Origin of the sequence: Gelria sp. Kuro-4 (genome assembly GCF_019668485.1) — a bacterium.
GTDB lineage: Bacteria > Bacillota > DTU030 > DUMP01 > DUMP01 > DUMP01.
This window is the reverse complement of record NZ_AP024619.1, coordinates 1,955,255-1,976,333: the sequence shown is the minus strand read 5'-3', so window position 1 is coordinate 1,976,333 and position 21,079 is coordinate 1,955,255. Positions and strand designations below refer to the sequence as shown.

22 protein-coding genes are annotated in these 21,079 nt (G+C 60.3%); 21 read left to right on the top strand and 1 reads right to left on the bottom strand.

The genetic code is table 11. The annotated features are described in order from the left end of the window. Nucleotides 1-8: 8 nt before the first annotated feature. From ltaE to K5554_RS09840, 18 genes are all read left to right on the top strand, one after another. Nucleotides 9-1,046 (top strand): low-specificity L-threonine aldolase, encoded by a 1,038-nt coding sequence (ltaE, locus tag K5554_RS09925; RefSeq protein WP_255565368.1) that lies wholly within the window; start codon nucleotides 9-11, stop codon nucleotides 1,044-1,046. Between the two features lies 1 nt (nucleotide 1,047). Then, complete coding sequence (locus tag K5554_RS09920; RefSeq protein WP_221038328.1) at nucleotides 1,048-2,349, top strand: replication-associated recombination protein A; 1,302 nt, start codon at nucleotides 1,048-1,050, stop codon at nucleotides 2,347-2,349. A gap of 102 nt (nucleotides 2,350-2,451) precedes the next feature. After that, the gene (locus K5554_RS09915) at nucleotides 2,452-2,916 is read left to right on the top strand and encodes an Rrf2 family transcriptional regulator (RefSeq protein ID WP_221038327.1); all 465 of its coding nucleotides are present in this window, start codon (nucleotides 2,452-2,454) and stop codon (nucleotides 2,914-2,916) included. 58 nt (nucleotides 2,917-2,974) lie between these two features. After that, nucleotides 2,975-4,153 (top strand): cysteine desulfurase NifS, encoded by a 1,179-nt coding sequence (gene nifS / locus K5554_RS09910; RefSeq protein ID WP_221038326.1) that lies wholly within the window; start codon nucleotides 2,975-2,977, stop codon nucleotides 4,151-4,153. Then, nucleotides 4,146-4,517, top strand: a complete 372-nt coding sequence (nifU, locus tag K5554_RS09905) for a Fe-S cluster assembly scaffold protein NifU (RefSeq protein WP_221038325.1) — start codon at nucleotides 4,146-4,148, stop codon at nucleotides 4,515-4,517. Before nifS ends, nifU begins: the two co-directional genes overlap by 8 nt. A gap of 9 nt (nucleotides 4,518-4,526) precedes the next feature. Next, nucleotides 4,527-5,633: a tRNA 2-thiouridine(34) synthase MnmA gene (gene mnmA, locus K5554_RS09900; protein ID WP_305038856.1), complete on the top strand. Its 1,107-nt coding sequence runs from the start codon at nucleotides 4,527-4,529 to the stop codon at nucleotides 5,631-5,633. A gap of 89 nt (nucleotides 5,634-5,722) precedes the next feature. Beyond that, nucleotides 5,723-5,902, top strand: a complete 180-nt coding sequence (locus K5554_RS09895) for a hypothetical protein (RefSeq protein ID WP_221038323.1) — start codon at nucleotides 5,723-5,725, stop codon at nucleotides 5,900-5,902. A 16-nt stretch (nucleotides 5,903-5,918) separates the two neighbouring features. Next, a complete protein-coding gene (locus tag K5554_RS09890; RefSeq protein WP_221038322.1) occupies nucleotides 5,919-6,098 on the top strand; it encodes a hypothetical protein in 180 nt (59 codons plus the stop codon). Nucleotide 6,099: 1 nt separating this feature from the next. Continuing rightward, nucleotides 6,100-7,155 (top strand): AI-2E family transporter, encoded by a 1,056-nt coding sequence (locus K5554_RS09885; RefSeq protein ID WP_221038321.1) that lies wholly within the window; start codon nucleotides 6,100-6,102, stop codon nucleotides 7,153-7,155. Nucleotides 7,156-7,453: 298 nt separating this feature from the next. Beyond that, entirely contained in the window at nucleotides 7,454-10,081 is a 2,628-nt protein-coding gene (gene alaS / locus K5554_RS09880; protein WP_305038855.1) for an alanine--tRNA ligase, read from the top strand. A gap of 103 nt (nucleotides 10,082-10,184) precedes the next feature. After that, nucleotides 10,185-10,445 carry an IreB family regulatory phosphoprotein gene (locus K5554_RS09875; RefSeq protein WP_221038320.1) on the top strand — a complete coding sequence of 87 codons (261 nt, stop codon included), beginning with the start codon at nucleotides 10,185-10,187 and terminating at the stop codon, nucleotides 10,443-10,445. 29 nt (nucleotides 10,446-10,474) lie between these two features. Further along, nucleotides 10,475-11,422 carry an aldo/keto reductase gene (locus tag K5554_RS09870; RefSeq protein ID WP_221038319.1) on the top strand — a complete coding sequence of 316 codons (948 nt, stop codon included), beginning with the start codon at nucleotides 10,475-10,477 and terminating at the stop codon, nucleotides 11,420-11,422. Between the two features lie 12 nt (nucleotides 11,423-11,434). Continuing rightward, on the top strand, nucleotides 11,435-11,854 hold the full coding sequence (gene ruvX / locus K5554_RS09865) for a Holliday junction resolvase RuvX (RefSeq protein ID WP_221038318.1): 420 nt from the start codon (nucleotides 11,435-11,437) through the stop codon (nucleotides 11,852-11,854). A 59-nt stretch (nucleotides 11,855-11,913) separates the two neighbouring features. Beyond that, complete coding sequence (locus K5554_RS09860; protein ID WP_221038317.1) at nucleotides 11,914-12,207, top strand: DUF1292 domain-containing protein; 294 nt, start codon at nucleotides 11,914-11,916, stop codon at nucleotides 12,205-12,207. 186 nt (nucleotides 12,208-12,393) lie between these two features. Beyond that, the gene (gene mltG / locus K5554_RS09855) at nucleotides 12,394-13,431 is read left to right on the top strand and encodes an endolytic transglycosylase MltG (RefSeq protein WP_221038316.1); all 1,038 of its coding nucleotides are present in this window, start codon (nucleotides 12,394-12,396) and stop codon (nucleotides 13,429-13,431) included. Between the two features lie 184 nt (nucleotides 13,432-13,615). Further along, entirely contained in the window at nucleotides 13,616-14,998 is a 1,383-nt protein-coding gene (locus tag K5554_RS09850; protein WP_221038315.1) for a sodium/glutamate symporter, read from the top strand. 187 nt (nucleotides 14,999-15,185) lie between these two features. After that, nucleotides 15,186-16,853 carry a dihydroxy-acid dehydratase gene (gene ilvD / locus K5554_RS09845; protein ID WP_370636980.1) on the top strand — a complete coding sequence of 556 codons (1,668 nt, stop codon included), beginning with the start codon at nucleotides 15,186-15,188 and terminating at the stop codon, nucleotides 16,851-16,853. A 57-nt stretch (nucleotides 16,854-16,910) separates the two neighbouring features. Continuing rightward, nucleotides 16,911-17,537 carry a lysophospholipid acyltransferase family protein gene (locus tag K5554_RS09840; protein ID WP_221038313.1) on the top strand — a complete coding sequence of 209 codons (627 nt, stop codon included), beginning with the start codon at nucleotides 16,911-16,913 and terminating at the stop codon, nucleotides 17,535-17,537. A gap of 212 nt (nucleotides 17,538-17,749) precedes the next feature. Here the strand turns inward: K5554_RS09840 and K5554_RS09835 are convergent, their stop codons facing one another. Next, nucleotides 17,750-18,094 (bottom strand): helix-turn-helix domain-containing protein, encoded by a 345-nt coding sequence (locus tag K5554_RS09835; RefSeq protein WP_221040587.1) that lies wholly within the window; start codon nucleotides 18,092-18,094, stop codon nucleotides 17,750-17,752. 195 nt (nucleotides 18,095-18,289) lie between these two features. Here K5554_RS09835 and K5554_RS09830 point away from each other — a divergent pair, with 195 nt between their 5' ends. From K5554_RS09830 to K5554_RS09820, 3 genes are all read left to right on the top strand, one after another. Beyond that, nucleotides 18,290-18,574 (top strand): hypothetical protein, encoded by a 285-nt coding sequence (locus K5554_RS09830; RefSeq protein WP_221038312.1) that lies wholly within the window; start codon nucleotides 18,290-18,292, stop codon nucleotides 18,572-18,574. A 250-nt stretch (nucleotides 18,575-18,824) separates the two neighbouring features. After that, nucleotides 18,825-20,429, top strand: coding sequence for a FapA family protein (locus K5554_RS09825; RefSeq protein WP_221038311.1), 1,605 nt, complete (start codon nucleotides 18,825-18,827; stop codon nucleotides 20,427-20,429). 43 nt (nucleotides 20,430-20,472) lie between these two features. Next, on the top strand, nucleotides 20,473-21,048 hold the full coding sequence (locus K5554_RS09820; protein ID WP_221038310.1) for an HD-GYP domain-containing protein: 576 nt from the start codon (nucleotides 20,473-20,475) through the stop codon (nucleotides 21,046-21,048). The last annotated feature ends 31 nt before the right edge of the window (nucleotides 21,049-21,079 follow it).

Here is a 21,079-nt window from a genome sequence, read left to right as displayed (position 1 = left end):
GAGAGACAGTGCTAAAAGAGCCCGTTGACTTAAGAAGCGATACGGTTACCAAGCCGACGCCTGCGATGCGCCGGGCGATGTACGAGGCCGAGGTAGGTGACGATGTCTACCGGGAAGACCCCACGGTGAACCGCCTGGAGGAGGAAGCGGCCGCCCGCCTGGGCAAGGAAGCCGGCCTCTTTGTTACCAGCGGTACGCAGGGGAATCTGATCTCGGTGCTCACCCACACTGCGCCCGGCCAGGAGGTTATTTTAGAGAGCGAAAGCCACATCTTTTACTATGAGGTGGCAGGCAGCGCCCTCATCGGCGGTGTGCAAATGCGGCCCTTGAAGGGGAAGGCGGGCGCTTTAGACCCGGCGGAAGTGGAGGCGGCCGTCCGCCCGGAGAACATCCACTACCCGCCCACCGGTCTCATCGCCTTGGAAAATACGCATAACCGCGCCGGCGGGGCCGTCTTACCCCCGGAAAATGTTCAGGCCATCGCACAGGTGGCAGCCCGCCACCAGCTGCCCCTCCACCTGGACGGCGCCCGGATTTTCAACGCGGCGGTGGCTCTGGGCCTTAGCGCCGCGGAGCTGGCCGCTCCTTTCACCTCCGTTATGTTCTGCCTCTCCAAGGGTCTAGGCGCTCCCGTGGGATCGGTGATCGTCGGGCCGCGGGACTGGATTGAGCGGGCGCGGAAGTGGCGCAAGCGGCTTGGCGGCGGCATGCGCCAGGCCGGGGTGCTGGCGGCGGCCGGCCTGGTTGCCCTGGATCAAATGGTCGAGCGCCTGGCGGAGGATCACGCCAATGCCCGTCGGCTGGCGGAAGGTTTGGCGAATCTGCCTGGCTTGGAAGTGGTGCCGCCGCAAACGAACATGGTGCTGGTGGATGTGGCGGGGACAGGTTTGAGTGCCTCGGCCTTTACGGCTCGCCTGGCGGAGCACGGCGTGCTGGCAGGCGACACCGCTCCGACCAAGGTGCGCTTTGTCACCCACAAGGACGTTGACCGGAAAGGAATTGAGTACACACTGGCCGTAGTGGCAAAACTGATTAAGGGTGAGTAGGATGGATCTCTTTCAAGCTCAAGCGGCTCCCCGGGCACCTCTAGCGGTACGGATGCGGCCGCGGACGCTGGCGGAGTTTGCCGGCCACCAAAACGTGCTCGGCCCCGGGCAACCTTTGCGCCTGGCGCTGGAAAAAGACCGGGTGCCTTCGCTCATTCTCTGGGGGCCGCCGGGCTGCGGTAAGACCACGCTGGCCCGCATCCTTGCTCAGCACACGCGCGCGCATTTTCAGCCCCTCAGCGCGGTAAGCGCGGGGGTGGCCGAGGTGCGCCGGGCGGTGGAAGAGGCCCGCGAGCGCCGGCGTGCTTTTGGCCAGGAGACGATCCTGTTCCTCGATGAGATCCATCGCTTCAACCGTGCGCAGCAGGACGCCCTTCTTCCCCATGTGGAGGAAGGGCTTCTCACCCTCATCGGGGCCACCACGGAAAACCCGCACTTTGCCCTCACGGCACCCCTTTTGTCGCGCTGCCAGGTGATACGCCTGGAACCGCTCACCCCGGCGGACATCGCGACCATCTTAGAGCGGGCGCTCAAGGACAGCGAGCGAGGTCTCGGCGGCGAAGAGCTCACCTTGGCCCCGGAAGCGCAGGCGGCCATTGTCAACCTGGCCGCGGGAGACGCGCGCGTGGCCCTCAACATTTTAGAACAGGCGGCAGCGGTGCTGCGGCAGGAAGGGCCGGAGCGCACCGTCGGCCGGGAGCTGGTTTTGCGCGTGGCGCAGAAAAACCTGCCCTACGACCGGGCGGGGGACCAGCACTATGACACCATTTCGGCCTACATCAAGAGCCTGCGCGGCTCTGATCCCGATGCGGCCCTCTACTGGCTGGCGCGGCTTTTGAGCGCGGGTGAAGACCCGCTTTTCATTGCCCGGCGCCTGGTGATTGCGGCCGCCGAAGATGTAGGGAACGCCGACCCGCAGGCGCTCCCGGTGGCCGTAGCGGCGGCACAGGCTGTGCAGCTGGTCGGCATGCCGGAGGGACGTATCCCGCTGGCACAGGCCACGGTGTACGTGGCGACGGCACCCAAGAGCAACGCCAGCTACCTGGCTCTGGAGGCGGCCCTGAAGGACGTCAAGGAGCTGCCGGCGGAGCCGGTGCCGCTGCACCTGCGTAACCCGGCTTTCCGTGGGGCGGAAAAGCTCGGCTTCGGCACGGAATACAAGTACCCGCACGACTTCCCCGGTCACTTTGTGGTCCAAGAGTACCGCCCGGCGCAGGCGGCCGGCCGCGTCTACTACCGGCCCAGCAACAACGGCTATGAACGGGCGATTAGAGAGCGCCTGGAAAAATGGTGGCGAAGGTAAGAGGGTGTGCCGTGTACCGGCCTGACTTGACAAGGCCCGGCCGGCATGCTATCCTAAAATCGAGAAAGCAGAGAGGTTTACTTGGGATTGGGAGGTGGTGCGGTGCGGCTTTCCACCAAGGGGCGGTATGGCATGCGGGCGATGCTGGCCTTGGCTCGCTGGTATGGTGAAGGACCGGTGCCGCTCAAGTCAGTGGCAGAACAAGAAGGGTTGTCCGAACCCTACCTGGAACAGCTCATGAGCGAGCTGCGCAAGGCCGGGTTGGTAAAAAGCGTGCGCGGCGCGCAGGGCGGGTACCTGCTCGGCCGGGAACCGGCCGCCATTACCGCCGGCGACATCATTCGCGTCCTGGAGGGGCCCATCGGTCCGGTCCAGTGCGTGGTGGAGTTTCCCGGCGGCGAGGTGTGCGACTGCGCAGAGACCTGTGTGGAGCGCATCCTCTGGGAGCGCCTGCGCGACAGTATTGCTCAGGTGCTTGATGGCATAACCCTGGCGGACCTGTTGCTGGAAGAAAAGAAGCTTGCCCCGCTGGGCGAGGGCCGGGAACGAGGCTGTCAGCCGAGCTGAGGACCCGCCTGCGGTCCGCAGCACGCGGTGTCAAGAGAAAGGGTAAGGAGGCTAAGGCATGCGACGCGTTTACATGGATCATGCGGCCACCACGGCCGTCCATCCGGAGGTTCTGGAGGAGATGCTGCCCTACCTGAAGGGTGAGTTCGGCAACCCCTCCGCCATCTACAGCTGGGGACGCGAGGCAAAAGCAGCTATCGAAAAGGCCCGCGAGCGCCTGGCGCACCTTTTGGGTGCCGAGCCGGCGGAGATCGTCTTTACAAGCGGAGGAACAGAGTCGGACAACTTTGCCCTGCGGGGTGTGGCTGCGGCCAACCGCGACAAGGGCAACCACATCATCACCACCAAAATTGAGCACCATGCCATCCTGCATACCGCCGAACAGCTCGAGAAGGAAGGTTTCCGGGTTACTTACCTTCCGGTGGATCAAGACGGGCTGGTGCGGCGTGAGGATCTGGAGCGCGCGCTTACGCCTGATACTATCCTGGTGAGCATCATGTTCGCCAACAACGAAGTGGGGACCATCGAGCCCATAGCCGAGCTGGCCCGCATCGTGAAGGAAAAAGGGGTCATCTTCCACACGGACGCCGTGCAGGCCGTGGGCAATGTGCCGATTAACGTTAAGGAGCTGGGGGTGGACCTGTTGTCCCTTTCGGGCCATAAGATTTATGGGCCGAAGGGTATCGGGGCGCTGTACATCCGGCGCGGCACCAGGATCAAGCCCTTGCTCCTGGGCGGCGCTCAGGAGCGCAGATGGCGCTCCGGCACGGAGAACGTCCCCGGCATCGTCGGTTTGGGCAAAGCCGCGGAGCTGGCGGAAAAGGAGCTGCCCGAACGGAGCGCTCACCTGAGGGAGCTCAGGGACCTTCTTATCGACGGGGTCCTCGCTAAGATCGATCACGTGCGCCTGAACGGCCACCGTACCCGGCGCCTCCCTGGTAATTGCAATTTCTGCTTCGAATATGTGGAAGGGGAATCGCTGCTCCTTAACCTGGACCTGGCCGGGATCGCCGCTTCCAGCGGTTCGGCCTGCACCTCCGGATCGCTTGAGCCTTCCCACGTGCTGATGGCGCTGGGGATTCCGCCCGAGGTGGCCCACGGTTCGTTGCGGCTTACGCTGGGCCGGGAGAACACCCGCGAAGACGTGGAGCGCGTACTGTCCGTTCTACCCGATATCGTCGCCAAGCTGCGGAGCATGTCGCCGCTGGCACCTGAAGGAGAAGGGAAGAATGTATAACGAGAAGGTCATGGAGCACTTCATGCACCCGCGCAACGTGGGTGAGATTGAAAACCCCGACGGCACCGGCCAGGTTGGCAACCCGGTCTGCGGTGACATCATGAAAATCTTTCTGCGCATTAAAGACGGCCGCATCGAGGATATTAAGTTCAAAACGTTTGGCTGCGGCGCTGCCATCGCGACCTCCAGCATGGTGACCGAGATGGTGAAGGGCAAAACGTTGGATGAGGCGCTGGCCGTCAGCAACAAGGCGGTGGCTGAAGCCCTGGGCGGACTGCCGCCCCAGAAGCTGCACTGTTCGAACCTGGCGGCCGATGCCCTCCATGCTGCCATCGAAGACTACAAGGCCAGGCAAGGTAAGTAGGTGGTTCCAGTGCCGAAAAAGCGCGTAGTGGCGGCCATGAGCGGCGGCGTGGACTCGTCCGTCACCGCTGCCCTCCTTAAGGAGCAGGGCTATGAGGTCATCGGCATGACGATGCAGATTTGGCCCCGCTCCGAGGAGGACCCCACGCACGAGAATCCGGGCGGCTGTTGCTCTTTGAGTGCGGTGGAGGATGCCAGGGCCGTGGCGCACATCCTGGGCATACCTTATTACGTGGTCAATCTCCGGGAGACATTTGAACGGGAGGTCATCGACTACTTTTGCGCCGAGTACGCCCGCGGCCGGACACCCAACCCCTGCATCGTCTGCAACCACCGCCTCAAGTTTGCCGCCTTGCTGGAGAAGGCGCTGGCCCTGGACGCCGAGTACGTGGCCACCGGGCACTACGCGCGGGTGCGGTACGATGCAGGGCGCGGGCGGTATCTTCTTCTTAGGGGCGTCGACGCCCACAAGGACCAGAGCTATGCCCTCTACGGCCTCAGCCAGTATCAACTGGCACATACCCTCTTTCCCCTCGGTGGATTAACCAAGGAAGAAACGCGCCGCCTGGCCGCCCGCCTTAACCTGCCTGTGGCCGCCAAGCGCGACAGCCAGGAAATCTGCTTTGTCCTCGACAACGATTACCGCGGTTTCCTGAAGCGGCGCATACCAGGCAAGATCCACCCCGGCCCGTTTCTCGACGGGGAAGGCCACGTGCTGGGCACGCATCAGGGTCTTCCGTTTTATACCATCGGCCAGCGGCGCGGTTTAGGCATCCCGGGAAAGAGGCGGCTTTACGTTACCGGCCTGCAGCCGGAGCAGAACGCCGTTATCCTCGGTCCGCAGGAAGAGCTCTGGCGTACAGAGCTCGTGGCCGAGGCGGTGAACTGGGTAAGTATTGCCCCGCCGGCGGGGCCGACCGCGGCGCAGGTAAAGGTGCGCTACAACGGTCCGGCTGCGCCGGCTGAAGTCGCAGCGCACGGCCCCGACAAGGTGGTGGTGCGTTTTGCGCAGCCGGTGCGCGCCATTGCTCCCGGTCAGGCCGCCGTCTTCTACGCCGGTGACGAGGTTTTGGGCGGCGGGATCATCGCCTCCGTCGGCCGGGCCCCTGCTCGTTGAACACTCTGCCCCGGGGTGTTCTTTTTTTGGTTTGGCCCAAGAAGCAGACGGGCATACTAGAGGCAGAACCCGGATAGGGAGGCGAGAGGGTGCAAACCGCCTGGAGTTGTCCGGTGTGCGGCGGCCGCGCCGTTGGACGGGTAGGTCAAAATCAATACTTCTGCCGGGACTGTTCGTTGGAGTTTGCCCCGACCCCGGAAGGCTACCAAGTCTATGAGGTACAAGATGACGGTTCGCTTTTAGCTTGGGAAGACACCATTCAGGGCTAAAAGGGGGGGAAGGCTGATGCGCAAAAAGTTCTGGCACGGTTTCCTGGCAGGGGGAATCCTCGGAGGCCTGCTGGGCCTTATGAGCTATCCCAACCTCAAGCCGGAGACCAAGGGGCGCATTGTTCAGGCCCATGAAAAGCTCGGCCGTGCCAAAGAAGGACTGCTGGAGATGTGGCGCCGGCGGGAACGGGACTGAGATGAGAATAGGCAAGGTTTGGGGAACGCGTTTGCTTTTCCTCCTCGGCCTGCTCCTGGTGGGCCTTTTTCTTTTCCTGGTGCGCGCCACACTTCCCCCCTTTCTCTATGCCGGCATCATCACCTACCTACTGGCCCCGTCGGTTGAGCAATTGGAAAAGCGGGGGCTGCCGCGCGTGGCCGCGATCCTGCTGCTCTATGCGGCCGCCGGAGGGGTGGCGGCCCTGATTGTCACCGAGATCGTTCCCATTATCGTGGGGGAACTCAACGCTTTTGCCGACCGGCTGCCCTTTTATACCACCCAACTGGAAGGCCTGGTCCACTGGTTTCACCGCAACTACACCCGGGCGGAGCTGCCGGCCAGCCTGCGTCAGGTGTTGGACGAGACCATCTCCCGCGGCGAGCAGGCCCTCTTAGGGTACATCCGCGCGGCGGCCGGCATGGCCCTGGCGCTTTTCTCCCACGCCCTGGGCCTCATCATTGCGCCCATTCTGGCCTTTTACATGCTGCGGGACCTGAAAGTCATCAAAAGGACCCTGGCCGGTTTTTTGCCTGCCGGCGTGCGTAGCGAGGTGTTCTCGCTTTTGCACGAAATCGATGTCGTCCTAAGCGGCTTTATCCGCGGCCACCTTTTGGTCTCGCTGATCGTCGGCCTGTTGTCCTTTGTCGGCTTGGCCCTGCTGCACATCGATTTCGCCCTGGTGATCGGCCTGGTGGCCGGCCTCTTTGACATCATCCCTTACTTCGGCCCGGTGATCGGCGCGCTGCCGGCGGTGCTGATCGCCCTCCTGCAATCGCCGCTGCGGGCTCTTTACGTGGTGCTCCTCTTTCTTATCATCCACCAGGTGGAAAGCGCCGTTATTTCGCCGAAGGTGGTGGGGGAACGAGTGGGGCTGCACCCGCTGGTGGTGATCTTTGCCCTCCTGGTGGGGGGAGATGCGGCCGGCATCGTCGGCCTTCTTCTTGCCGTGCCGCTCACCGCCAGCGCCAAGGCCCTCATCGTTTACTTCCGGGAAAAACGCCGGGGCGACCACCCGGTACAAGTTGACAGGGAGTGACCTTTGGCTTATAATATTTGACAATACTGGAGTGTGAAGAAGGAAAGAGTACCTTGCGCTCACCCCTAAGAGAGGAAGCCGCCGGTGCGAGGCTTCTGGGAAGCGCCGGGGAAAGCCATTCCGGAGCTGGACGCGAGACAAGCGTTCCCGGTGCGCGCCGTTAACGCGTGGTGCTCAGCACCAGGTGAGGCTCAGGCCGTAAGGCGGAGTGAACCAGGGTGGTACCACGAGAGTGGCTCCTCGTCCCTGCGACGGGGAGCTTTTTGTTTTCTACTTTGCTTCTGAAAGGATGGTCGGGATGAAAGGTGACGAAATCCGCAGCCGCTTCCTCAAATTCATGGAGGGAAAGGGACACTTGATCCTCCCCAGCGCCTCGCTGGTGCCGCAGGATGACCCCAGCCTGCTCCTCATCGGTGCCGGCATGGCACCCTTTAAACGCTACTTCACCGGCCAGGCGAAACCGCCCCGGCACCGCATCGCTACATCGCAGAAGTGTGTGCGCACCGGCGACCTGGAAAACGTGGGGCGTACGGCCCGCCATCATACCTTCTTCGAAATGCTGGGCAACTTTTCCTTTGGCGACTACTTCAAGTCGGAGGCCATCCCTTGGGCCTGGGAGTTCCTGACTGAAGAGCTCGGCCTGCCCAGAGAGAAGCTGTGGGTCTCTGTCTATACCGACGACGACGAGGCCTATGAAATCTGGAGCAAAGAAATCGGAGTGCCGGCGGAGCACATTGTCAGGCTGGGCAAAGACACCAATTTTTGGGAAATCGGGCCCGGTCCCTGCGGACCCTGCTCGGAGATTTACATCGATCTCGGGCCTGAGCGGGGCTGCGGTTCTGCCACCTGCGGGGTCGGCTGTGATTGCGACCGCTACCTGGAGATCTGGAACCTGGTGTTTACCCAGTTTGACCGTGATGCCGAGGGCAACTACACCCCGCTGCCGAAGAAAAACATCGATACGGGCATGGGCCTGGAGCGCATTGCCTCTGTCCTGCAGGGGGTGCCGAGCAACTTCGATACCGACCTCTTACGCCCCGTTATTGCGGCGGCCGAAAACATCGCCCAGGTGGAGTACGGCCGGCAGACTAAAACCGACGTCGCCTTAAAGGTGATCGCCGACCACGGGCGCGCCATTGTCTACCTTATCGGTGACGGAGTCCTGCCCTCCAACGAGGGCCGCGGCTACGTGCTCCGCCGGCTGCTCAGGCGGGCCGTGCGCTTTGGCCGCCTCCTGGGCATTGCAGAACCGTTCTTAACCCGGATTGCCGAAGCGGTGGTGGGGGTAGGCCGGATCGGCTACCCGGACCTGGTAGAAAAAGAGGGCTACATTAAAGAGGTCATCGCCAGGGAAGAGGAGCGCTTCCTCAGCACCCTGGATACGGGGCTTTCCATCTTGACGAACTGGGTTAAGCAGCTGCGGGAGCAGGGCAGCACTGCCCTCACCGGGAAGGAAGCCTTTCGCCTTTACGACACCTACGGCTTTCCCCTGGACCTGACGCGCGAAATCCTGCACGAGGAAGGAATCCAGGTGGATGAAGCCGGGTTCCAGGCCGAAATGGAGGCCCAGCGCGAACGGGCCCGTGCCGCCCGCCAGGAGGCGGACGGTATGGGCGTTTTGGCAGGGCCCGGCGGCCGGCTGGCCGGCCTGAGCACTGAATTCACCGGCTACGGCTCGTTTGAGGATACGGGGCGGGTCGTGGCCCTGCATGTGGACGGTAATTGGGTCGACAGCGCCGAGGAAGGTGCCGCCGTGGAGGTGGTGCTGGATCGGACACCGTTTTACGCCGAAGCGGGCGGGCAGGTCGGCGACCAGGGCGTGCTGGTGAACGGCGAGGGGCGCGTTAAGGTCAACGCCGCCCAGAAGGCGGCTTCGGGCGCCATCATCCATAGCGGCCGGGTGGAAACTGGGTCCATCAAGGTCGGCGACACCGTTACGGCCAAGGTGGATGTTGCGCGCCGCCTGGCAGCGGCCCGGCATCACACGGCCACTCACCTCCTGCACCGGGCCCTGCGCCAGGTACTGGGGGAGCACGTGCACCAGGCCGGGTCCCTGGTTACTCCGGAGCGGCTGCGTTTTGACTTCTCGCACTTTGCGCCGGTCAGCCGCGCCCAGCTCCGGGAAGTAGAGCGCATCGTAAATGAAAAGATTTTGGCAGATATTTCCCTGGAAATATTTGTAGCCGACCGTACGGAAGCAGAGGCCATGGGCGCCATGGCGCTCTTCGGGGAAAAGTATGGGGAAAGGGTCCGCGTAGTTAAAATCGGCGATTTCAGCCTGGAGCTCTGCGGCGGTACCCATGTGGAGCGGACTGGCCAGATTGGGGTCTGCCGGATCCTGCAGGAGACCAGCGTGGGAGCCGGCCTGCGGCGCATCGAAGCTGTGGCTGGTTTGAGCGCCCTCACGGCCTGGCAGGAGCAGGAGAGCATTCTCCATGAGGCTGCAGCCCGGGTGGGTACTACACCGGACGAGCTGGTGGAGCGCCTGGGGAGCCTCGAGAGCCAACTAAAGGAGAAAGAGAAAGAACTTGACCGCTTGAACCGCACCTTACTGGAACTCAGGGCCAGGGAGCTCCTCGACCGGGCCCAAGAAATCGGCGGCATTCCGGTTCTGGCGGCCGAGGTGCCGGCGGGCAGCATGGAAGACCTGCGTCTGACCGTGGATGCCCTGAGGCCGCAGCTGCCTTCCGGTGTGATCATCCTGGGCGCACGCAGCGCCGGGCGCGTAAGCCTTCTTACCTATGTTTCCAAGGACCTGCTGGCGAAGGGACTTAACGCCGGTGAAATCGTGCGCGCCGCCGCAACGGTGGCCGGTGGCGGCGGCGGCGGCCGGCCGGAAATGGCCCAGGCCGGGGGCAAGGAGCCGGAAAAGCTGCCGGCGGCGCTGGAACAGGCCGTGGAAGTTGTCCGCAAAAAAGTCGGCTAGAAAAAAGGCAGGGCGCCGCCCCTGCCTTTTTCGGCAGGAAAACCTGGACGCCGGACCGAATATACTCCTTGTAACAGGGAACCTTGCCAAAGGAGTGAGGCGTGTGCGGGAAAACGGCAGGGACCAGACGCGGCAGTTTTCCATCAAGGAAGACGGAACGGCGGCACAGGCCATCTTGACCGCCGTCTACCAGGCCCTGAAAGAAAAAGGTTATAATCCTATCAACCAGCTGGTGGGCTACCTCTTGTCCGGCGACCCGGCGTACATCACGAACCACAATAACGCCCGCAACCTCATCCGCAGGCTGGAACGGGACGAGATTCTTGAGGAATTGGTACGCGCGTATCTGGAAAGGCAGCGCTGACCCGGTTTTGGACGAGAGGAGCGTCGCAGTTGGAGTACCGTCTCTTGGGGCGTTCCGGGCTCCGGGTTTCGCGCCTGTGTCTGGGCACGTTGACCATCGGGCCCCTGCAGGCCCATCTTTCCTTAACCGAAGGGGCTAAGGTAATCCGCACCGCCCTCGAGGAGGGTATCACCTTCCTTGAGACGGCAGAGCTCTATGATACTTACGACTACATTCGCCGGGGTTTGGCGGGCTGGCCGGGTGAAGTGGTTATCGCCAGCCGTTCATACGACTACACGTACGCTGGGATGCGCGCGCGGGTCGCCAAGGCCCTGCGCGAACTTAAGCGGGATTACATTGATATTTTCATGCTGCACGAGCAGGAAAGCCGGTTGACGCTTCGGGGGCACGGGCCGGCGCTCGAGTACCTGGCAGAGGCCAAAGAAAAAGGACTGGTGCGGGCCGTCGGGGTATCTACGCATGTGGTGGAGGTGGTCACCGCCTGTGCTCAGCACCCGCTGGTGGATGTGATCCAGCCCATCGTCAATTATGCCGGCTTGGGGATAAAGGGTGGTACGCTGGCGGACATGCTGGCGGCCATTCAAGAGGCCAAGGCTGCCGGCAAAGGAGTATATGCCATGAAGCCGCTGGGTGGGGGTAACCTCCTTAAGAACTTCCAGGCCGCCTGGGATTTTGTTTTAAGCCTGGACGCCCTGGACGCCATCGCGGTGGGCATGAAAACGCCGGCCGAGGTTAAGGCTAACGTTAAGATAGCAGCGGGGGAGCCTGTGCCAGCAGAGGTTGCGGCGGCGATCCGCGCCGAAAAAAAGGAGCTCTCCATCGCCGACTGGTGCCAGGGTTGCGGCCGCTGCCAGACGCAGTGCCGGCAGGGAGCACTCTACCTGAAAGGCGGAAAAATGCACGTGGACAATACGCGGTGCCTGCTCTGCGGCTACTGTGCCGCCGTCTGCCCGGAGTTTTGTATAAAAGTCGTGTAAAGGGGCTACGTTATGAGAGTAATGGGGCTGGACGTGGGAACGGCTACCATCGGTGTCGCCGTAAGCGACGAGCTGGGCTACACCGCGCAGGGGGTAGAGGTGATAAGGCGCACCGGCCTGAAGACGGACCTGGAGCGGCTGGGGGAGCTGGCCCGGGCTTACCAGGTAGAGTCGGTGGTGGTAGGCATTCCCCGGAATATGAACGGCACCTACGGACCGGCAGCAGAAGAGGTAAGGCGGTTCGCGCAGGAAATCAAGAAAAGACTCGGACTGCCCCTTTATGAAGAGGACGAACGTCTGACCACCGTGGCAGCAGAACGTGCTCTCCTGGAGGCCGATTTAAGCCGGCGGCGCCGGCGCCAGGTGGTGGATCAAGTGGCGGCGGTCTTGATTTTACAAAGTTTTCTCCAGCGCCGGCGACAAAAAGGTTGACAGCGTTTTCCTCCCCGGAGTACAATGGGCTTACTTTGAGGGAATTGAGGTGAGCAGGGATGACAGAGGAAAGGGACGACATCGTGATCCTGACGGACGAGGACGGAAACGAACACGAGTTTGAAGTCGTGGATTACTTCGAAGTCGACAGCAAGGAGTATGCCATCTTGCTTCCCCTGGAGGGTGAAGACGAGGAAGAGGAGGAAGAGGCCCTCATTTTCCGCGTTGAGGAAGATGAAGACGGTAATCAGGTGCTGGTCGAAATCGAAGACGATGACGAATGGGAAAAGGTGGCCTCTGCCTGGGAAGCCATGGAAGGCGAGGAAGAGGATGAAGAGGATGAAGAGGAATAAATTTCCTCTGAAAAAGCTGCCTTTTCCAGTATAAAACCTTGTTCCTGGGGCATCCTGTTAGTGAGGAAAGCTGCTTGTGGGGGAGCAATGTTAGAACGAGGTGGTGAGCCACCTCGTTCTTTTTATTGCCAAGCCTGACCGGCCGCACTATAATAGGGAGGAGGATGAGTTGGAGGTTACCTTAAAATGCAAGACTCTCCTGTTCAGACGAGAAGAGCGCGTAAACAGGTTGTACTGCTCGGACTGGTGGGGGCCTTTTTCGTATTTGTTACCGCTCTGGGAGCTTTGGAGCCGGTGCATCCCGGGCAGGCGGAAGCAACAGTAGTACAAATCGCCCCGGAGGCAACGGCCGGCGAAATAGCCGCTCTGCTGCAGGAAAAAGGGATAATCCGCAGCGCGCTTGCCTTTCGCCTGCTGGCCAAATTGACCGGGCAAGAAGCCAAGCTCCGGGCCGGCCGTTACCTGCTCTCTCCGGGACGTTCACCGGGCGAAATCCTCGCCGTGCTGGCTCAAGGTAAGATGCTGGAAGACCAGATCAGGGTGACGATACCGGAGGGTTATTCAGTCAGGCAGATCGCCGTGCTTCTCGGCACTCAGGGAGTGACGGACGAAGCCGAGTTCCTCTCTGTGGCCCGCGCGGGGGAACTGAGTTCCCGCTTTTTTGCTGATCCTCCGAGCCCCGAGGTGGAGTTTCGCTGGGAAGGCTTCTTTTTCCCCGACACCTATTTTTTCCACCCGCACACTCCGGCCGCCGAGGTGGCGCAGCGCATGCTCGCCCGCATGGACCAGGTATGGGTGGAAGAGACACGCGGCACACCGGAACTGCCTCTTGGGTTCCGGCCGCGCGAGGTTGTGACGCTGGCCTCGCTGGTTGAAAAAGAGGCCAAGGCAGAGTCGGAACGCCCTCTGGTGGCGCGCGTGTTCTATAACCGGCTTAAGGCCAACATGAACCTACAGTCGTGTGCTACCGTACAATACCTGTTGCCGGCCCCCAAACCCCGCCTCCTTGATGCCGATACGCGCCTCCCTTCGCCCTACAATACTTATCTTCACCCGGGGCTTCCCCCGGGCCCCATCGCCTCGCCGGGGCGCTCTTCGCTGCGTGCCGCGCTGAGCCCGGGAGAGGGCGCTTATCTCTACTTTGTAGCCAAGCCGGACGGCACCCATGCTTTCAGCCTTACCTACCGGGAGCACCTGAACAACCAGCAGCGCTACCAGAAATGACCGAGTTGCTGTAACTGCGGGCAATGCCGGCAATAAACTTCCTAGTTTAACTTTTGGCCTTACCACAGGAATACCGGGATACAAGCGCGAACTTTACTGCCGAAGCCGATCGCGATCCGGCACCAGTACTTTCCGTCGTCCCAACTCGGGCGGGGAAGAGCTGCAGAAGGGGAGTATTCAGCAGATGAAGTTCAACGCTTGGACCGTGTTCGTCGATTTTTCCATCATGGCTGCCCTGCTTATAGTCGGTCAGGTATTGCGTTCCAAAGTCAAACTTTTTCAAAGGCTGCTGTTGCCGGCTGCGCTTATGGGCGGCTTCATCGGTTTGGCCCTGGGTCCGAACGGGCTCAAAGTGCTTCCTTTGTCTTCTTCCCTGGGCACCTACGCCAGTATCCTCATTGTCCTCATTTTTGCCGCTATGCCCATAGGAGACAAGCCGACCAAGCAGCAACTGAGTTCGGCTGCCGTGGGCGGGATGTTTACCAACGTAACCGGAATCGCTCTAGCACAGTACGGCTTTGGCTTGGCCTTTTCGCTGTACGTGCTCAACCTGATCTGGAAGCTCCATCCTGGCTTTGGCCTGATGCTGGCCACTGGTTTTTACGGCGGCCACGGCACCGCGGCCGCTGTGGGTTCCATGTACAAGAACTTGGGCTGGAATGACGCCCTCGGACTGGGTATGACTTCTGCGACCGTGGGTATCGTCGGCGGGATCATCGGCGGCATGGCGATAATAAACTGGGGAACGCGCAGAGGGTATACCCACTATGTGACATCCCCGGAAGACCTGCCCCAGGAACTGAGGACCGGGCTTGTGCCCCCCGAGAAGCAAAAGCCCGGCGGGAAGGTTACTGTCTCGAGCATTGCAATCGACCCCTTGGCTTTTCATGCCGCTTTAATCCTCATCCCTTCGCTTATCGGGTACTACCTCTCACAACTCACTGAAGCCTTTATGCCCAATCTGACCATTCCGGCCTTTTGTTTGAGCCTTATCGTGGCCTTCGTTCTCCAGTTCTTCCTGGCCAAGTCCGGCGCCGATCGCTATGTGGACAGAGCTACTGTTTCCCGCTTAAGCGGCACCTGCACTGACTTCTTAATCATCGCGGGAACAGCATCCATCAAGCTGTCCCTTCTGGTAGAGTACGCTGCGCCGCTGGCGCTGCTTTTCGGCTTCGGATTCCTTCTTAACTGGGTGTGGTTCCTCTACGTGGGGATGCATTCGTCGCCCAAAGACTGGTTCGAGCGCAACATGATGGTCTGGGGACACGCAACGGGCGTTGTCGCTACGGGAATTCTGCTTCTTAGGGTTGTGGACCCGGAATTCAAGGCCCGTGGGGTAGAGGATTCAGGCATTGCAGACATCTTCAACCGCCCCATCATAATTGCATTGCAGGTGATACCGCCCGTGGTCTTAAGTTGGGGAGGAGCCTGGCCCCATATCACCACCTGGGTCATCATCGCTGCCACGGTTCTCCTCTTGATCATCGCCAAGGCCTTGGGCTGGTGGCATCCAGAGCTCAAGGTTAAACCGTACCGGCAGGAGCTGGTTTCTGCCTCCGGCAGGTAGGGTTCTCTGTCCAAGGAGGGTCGCCGCTATGGCGCCCTCTTTCTTCGTTTTCCCTTCTGTACAGGGCCGCAGTACCCGGTACCAGGCAGGAAATCCATTGCCACCGGCGAATCTTGTTCTTGGGGATAAAGGTGGGGTGACCTCCCTAGGAAAGCAGGCAGGAGGCGAGGAGGAGTTGCAAGAAAAGTTGCGCAGCCGGGTGCTCATGGATGGAATTACCGGGGCTTACCCCCGGGCTGTTTACCGCAGCATCGGCTTTACGGATGAAGACTTAGCGAAACCCCAGATTGCCATCGTCAATTCTTGGAGTGAAGCCACCCCCGGGCACTCCCACCTGCGGGAACTGGCCCGCTGTGTCAAAGAAGGCGTGTGGGCGGCAGGTGGTATGCCGGTGGAGTTTAACGTCATCGCTCCGTGTGACGGCGTGGCTCAGGGGGCCGGGATGCATTACATCCTGCCCAGCCGGGACATCATCGCCGCCTCCATTGAACTTATGGTCCAGGCCCACATGTTTGACGGGATGGTCATGCTCGCTTCCTGCGATAAGGTTGTCCCAGGGATGCTTATGGCGGCCGCCAGCCTTGACCTCCCGACAGTCTTTGTTCCCGGCGGCCCCATGCTGGCGCGCGAGTACGCGGGCGGTAAAATGGTCATGTCGGATATAAAGGAAGCGATGGGTCGCTACCAGGGCGGAGAGATTACGGCCGCGGAGTTCTATGATATAGAAGCCAACACTAATCGAACCTGCGGCGCCTGCGGGATGATGGGCACCGCCAACACCATGAGCTGTCTGGTGGAAGCGTTGGGCCTCTCCCTGCCCGGCGGCGGCACCATCCCGGCGGTGGAGGCACGTCGTTTGCACCTGGCCCGCAGGAGCGGCCGGCGCGCGGTGGAGCTGGTCCGCCAGGGAGTGACGGCGCGGCAAATGCTCAACCGCCGCGGACTTAGCAATGCCGTCCGGGTCACCATGGCTATGGGCGGCTCTTCCAACACCGTGCTGCACCTGCCGGCCATTGCCCGGCAGGCAGGGTGGGAAATGCCTCTTTCCGTCTTTGATGAACTGAGCCGTACCACTCCGCTGCTGGCCAAGTTTAAACCCGCTTCCTCGTTTACGCTGGAGGATTTCGATGCGGCGGGCGGGGTGATGGCCCTGATGAAGGAGTTGAGCCCCCTGCTTGATTTAGATTTACCCACCGTCGGCGGTGCGAGTCTACGCGACCAGGTGGCCCAGGCCCAGCTCAAGCGCCCTGATGTTATTCACCCTTTGCAGCAGCCGCTGGCCGGCGAGGGCGGTTTGGCAGTCCTGTATGGTAACCTGGCGCCTGGTGGCGCCGTCGTCAAGCAAAGCGGGGTTTCGCCTAAGATGCTTGTCCATCGCGGCCCGGCGCGGGTGGTCAATTCGGAAGAGGAGGTTAAGGCGCTCCTTCTCGGCGGCCGGGTAAAGCCGGGCGATGTCCTGGTGATCAAGTATGAGGGGCCGAAAGGCGGCCCTGGAATGCGGGAGCTGAGCATCCCGGCGGCGCTCTTGGTGGGCATGGGACTGGGTGATTCGGTGGCTATGATCACCGACGGCCGTTACTCCGGCGCGACCCGCGGCCCCTGCATCGGCTACGTCACGCCCGAGGCCATGGAAGGGGGCCCCCTGGCGGTGGTGGAGGACGGCGACACGATTGTCATTGACATCCCGAACCGCCGCCTTGAAATTGAGCTGACCGACGCGGAGATACAGAACCGGCTTCAGACCTGGTCACCGCCGCCAGCCAAGATAAAGCGGGGCTTTATGTGCCGGTATCCGGCCCTGGTTCGCTCCGTCCAAGAAGGGGCCTGCCTCTGGAGCAGTCCAAGCGCTGAATGAACAAGGCCTTACGAACTGCCTTGACCTGCCGGCCGGTGATCTCGGGGGGGCTCAGCCGTGCGTCCTTCTGCAACCACAAGGATTATGTACAGTCTGCTGAGAGCCCTGTGCAAACTGCTCTTGGCGGCCACCGGCGGGGTAAAGGTCGAGGGCATGACGAACCTTGAGGTGCAGGGTGCGCTTATTTTGGTTTCCAATCACCAAAGCCTTTTAGATCCGCTGGTGCTTATGGCATGCATACCGCGCCGCATAACGTTCCTCGCCGCGTCGTACCTTTTTCAAATTCCGGTTGTTGGGCAGGTCATAAGGTCAGCTGGTTCGATGCCGGTACATCAGAAAAAGAGTGACCTCGGCAGCATAAGGAAGTCACTCGCCGTACTTGAACGCGGGGGGACTATCGGTCTTTTCCCCGAAGGAGGGGTAAGTTCTGACGGCCGGCTGCGTCATCCCATGCCCGGTTGGGCTTATCTGGCTTTGAAGTCGGGGGCGCCGGTGCTGCCGATAGGTATAACAGGAAGCAGAGATGTTTTAGCCCCAGGTACTTTCATTCTGCGACGCCGTCGAATCTGCGTGAAAGTCGGCCGTCCCCTGATGCTCGCTAAAGCAGCTGTAATCCGTCACGAAGACTTGGCGGTATTGAACAAGAAACTGGAGCGGGAGCTGCTCAGCCTTCTTACTGATTAGGCCCCCGGCCCCTCAACCACCTACGCTGTTGTCGCCCTAGACCTTTCCGCTGCAGAGTTCGGCCAGGGCGTATTTTTCAATACCAAAGTCAAAGAAGCGGGAGATCCCTGCAAGGCAGGCGATGTTTCCCGCTACTTTTTTGCCTCTCTATCCTATCCACCCTCGGCTTGATGGTAAATTCGGCGATGGAATGCTGTGGAATAAATTCCACATTAAAGGTCATTCTCGTCTTGGGCCGCCCTTCTACTCTGCAGGAACGCGACAAAGTCAAGGACCTCATTCTGCAGATCGGGTGGAAGGGAACGAAATTGCTCAAGAAGGAACTGCTCCTTTTCCTGAGTGGCAAGCGAGCAACTGACGTTCCCTGTGAGCAACCAGTCAATGGAAACACCGAAGAAGGCCGCCAACCGAATGAGCGTCTCGGCCGTAGGTGCAAACTTGTCGAGTTCGTAGTTGCAGATGTTTCCTCTGGTAATACCGGTGGCGGTGGCGACCTGATACTGCGAGAGGCCCAGCCTAAGACGAAGCGCCCGCAATCGCTGCCCAATAGTCTCCATATTTCGACCTCCAACGCAAAATCGTGTTGAATTAACCAGATTTCTAGGCTAAAGGTTAGGAAAGAGAAGGAAAACCAGGAGGGATGTACCAAGATCACGCCATATCAAGCTTGACTGGTACCAAAGTCACGCAGTACAATGGACCCAACCTGGTAATCCATCATTCCTATTGTACTACCAATGGAGATTTATGCCATGGGCAAAATAACTTACTTCGGCTTGGCTGTAAAAAAAGCGTTGCTCGAAAGAGGTTGGTCCCAACGCGAGTTCTGCACGCGCTACGGAATCCCGGAAAACAGGTTTTGCGAGATGCTGCGCGGCATCAGGCCGGGATACAAATACCGGTCGCTCGTGGAACGTGTGCTGCAACTCGAGGTGCCAACTTCGGAAAGCCGCCGGGGGTGGGATCCAAATGCCTTCATCGGAGAACAGCATGCTTGTCCGGGCGTATTCGAAGGAAGAGGCCTTGCGCGCCGTTGAACGGCGCTTGAAAAAAGACAGGGCTGCCCTCCGGCTGACGATGGTGAGGCCGCCCAATTCTTGGTTTGGCATCCCTGTGCTCCCGGGCCTGTACCGCATATCTTGGAATCCCCGGCGCCGGCCGGAGGACGAACAGGGGGTCGGGGCGCCGAGAGACGGACTGGCGGGCATACAAAAGGGGGAGGTCTCCGTTGTTGATCCGATCGCAGGAGGTAAGCCTGCCGTAATAGTCCCGGGCGAAGGGGTTACGGTGAAAGTCAATGGGGTAGAGGTGTGGGGGCCGACGCCCGTAAGGGCCGGCAACTCAATCGAGCTCCAGGTTCCTTCCCCCAGGAAAAGGGAAGGCGGATTCGCACTGGATGTGTCGCCGGATGATATGAGCGTAACGCTCAAGGTGTTTCCAGAGGAAGTAGTTACTTATCACCTGCTGGACCAGGCTCCCACCTACTATTTAATAGCCAGATGTGAGCGGCGGGTCGAAAAGAGAAACACGGTGACTTTTACTGAAGTTATGAAAGCGCTTCAGGAAAAGCGGATAACCTGTGGCATAGACGAAGTGGCCATTCAACGGGCGGTCCTCGCCGCCGATGGTGAACCTACGCTCGTGGCCCGCGGCGTCCGACCGCAGCCCGGGAAGAATGGCCGGGTTCGCTTTGTGAAGCCCCTGACGCTGACCCGTATCGAACACGGCGAAGCAGCAAAGGTTAATTACTGGGAGAAGTGCCAGCTGCCGACAGTCCAGCCGGGTGAGGTAATCGCGTGTGTGGAACCGGCGGTTGTCGGCAAAAGCGGGATAACGGTCAAAGGAGTGGTTCTCCCCAGTGAGCCGGTTAAGGAAGCCGCATACGTTTTGCGTGAAAACGAAGTGATCTTGGGTCCAGACGGCAAGAGCATAGTAGCGCAGAAGTACGGGCGCCCGGTGAGGCGCGTGACGCACGGCGGCATTGAGATTGGAATAATGGACATCTACGTTCATGCTGGAGATGTTGACTTGCACACCGGCAATCTGACCTTCACCGGGGACGTCTTGGTCCTGGGGAACATCGAGCAGCGCGCCAAGGTAGAAGCGGGCGGTAAGTTGGTAGTGAAAGGCAATGCCTCCAATGCCTTTCTGTTGGGAAACGCCGGGATCGACGTAGACGGGTGTTTAATAAGTTCACAGGCCTGTGCCGGGCGTCTGAGTTGGTTCGCGACAGAAGCTTTGGCGCTGATAAGGCCGCTAAGCTCCATCTGGCAACAGGCCACGGAACGGAATTCCCTTGACGAAGGCCAGCTCAAACTTTGGCAGCTTTACATCTTCGATCTTGCCCGGACTTACCAGGAACTAGACGAGCGTTACTTCGACGAAATAGCCGTGATTACCGCCCAGTCTGTAACGGCAATCACCTTCTTTAAACGACATCGCATTTTCCCGCAAGAAGATTTACGTTCGATAGGCCACAACTTAAAGAAGGTGGAAGAAAAACTCCTCGCGACACGCCGCGACGAGGCCGATCTGGCCCTCCGGTGGGCGTGGGGAAGCAACCTTAAAGCAGCCTCCTCCATTACTGTGACCGATGACAAAGGATGTTTTGACTGCCGGATCAACGCAGGCAGAGAGGTTACAATTAAGGGTACAGTAAGGCGCAGCTGGATCCATGCGCGCGGTGACATCCGCATCCTGGGTGAAGTCGGCTCACCGTTCTCTGAAGAAGAGGTAGTCCTTGAAACGACGGCGGAAGGTTCTATCTATGTCGCCAAAGCCTATCCAGGCATACAGATACGCTTCGGAAACAGGAGCCTGCGCCTCCAGGAACAAGTTTCATCCAGCTTGTTTTACATTAATGAAACCACCCATGAGATAGTGCGTAAATAATCTTCAGGGAGTGGCGCCGATGAAGCGGGAAGCTCTCTTGGCCTTGGCGACCAAGCTGAAAAACAGCGGAGCGGGCTTATGGCGCCATTCCCTGAACACAGCGAACTTGACCTTAATGTTGGTGGAGTTGCTCCCACCAGGCGTCTTGGATGTGCGACGGGAGGAGCTGTACACGGCTGCTCTTCTTCACGACATCGGCAAAATAAAACTTGAACAGGGTCTTCTGTCAAAATCCGGCCCTTTAACGCCTGACGAGTGGCTGGCAATCAGGCGGCACCCTCCCCTGGGCGTTGCCATCGTCCGGCAGATGGACCCCGAAACCCCTGCGGGAATCATCGGTTCGATCCTTTATCACCATGAGCGCTGGGACGGCAAAGGCTATTTTGGACTTGCAGGAGCTGACATTCCTGTAGGAGCTCGAGTGCTGGCGGTGGCGGATGCATTGGATGCCATGATATCAAATCGCCCTTACAGGCCGCGCCTGAGTTGGGAAGAGGCGCTCGCAGAAATCGAAAGAAACGCCGGGACGCAGTTTGACCCGGATTTGGCTGCCGGGGCGGCCCGGTATTTACATAACATTGTTGAAACTAGGTTCCGCACCGCCGCTTCTTGCCTTTAAAGCCGGCGGTCGACTTCATTCCTTCCTTATC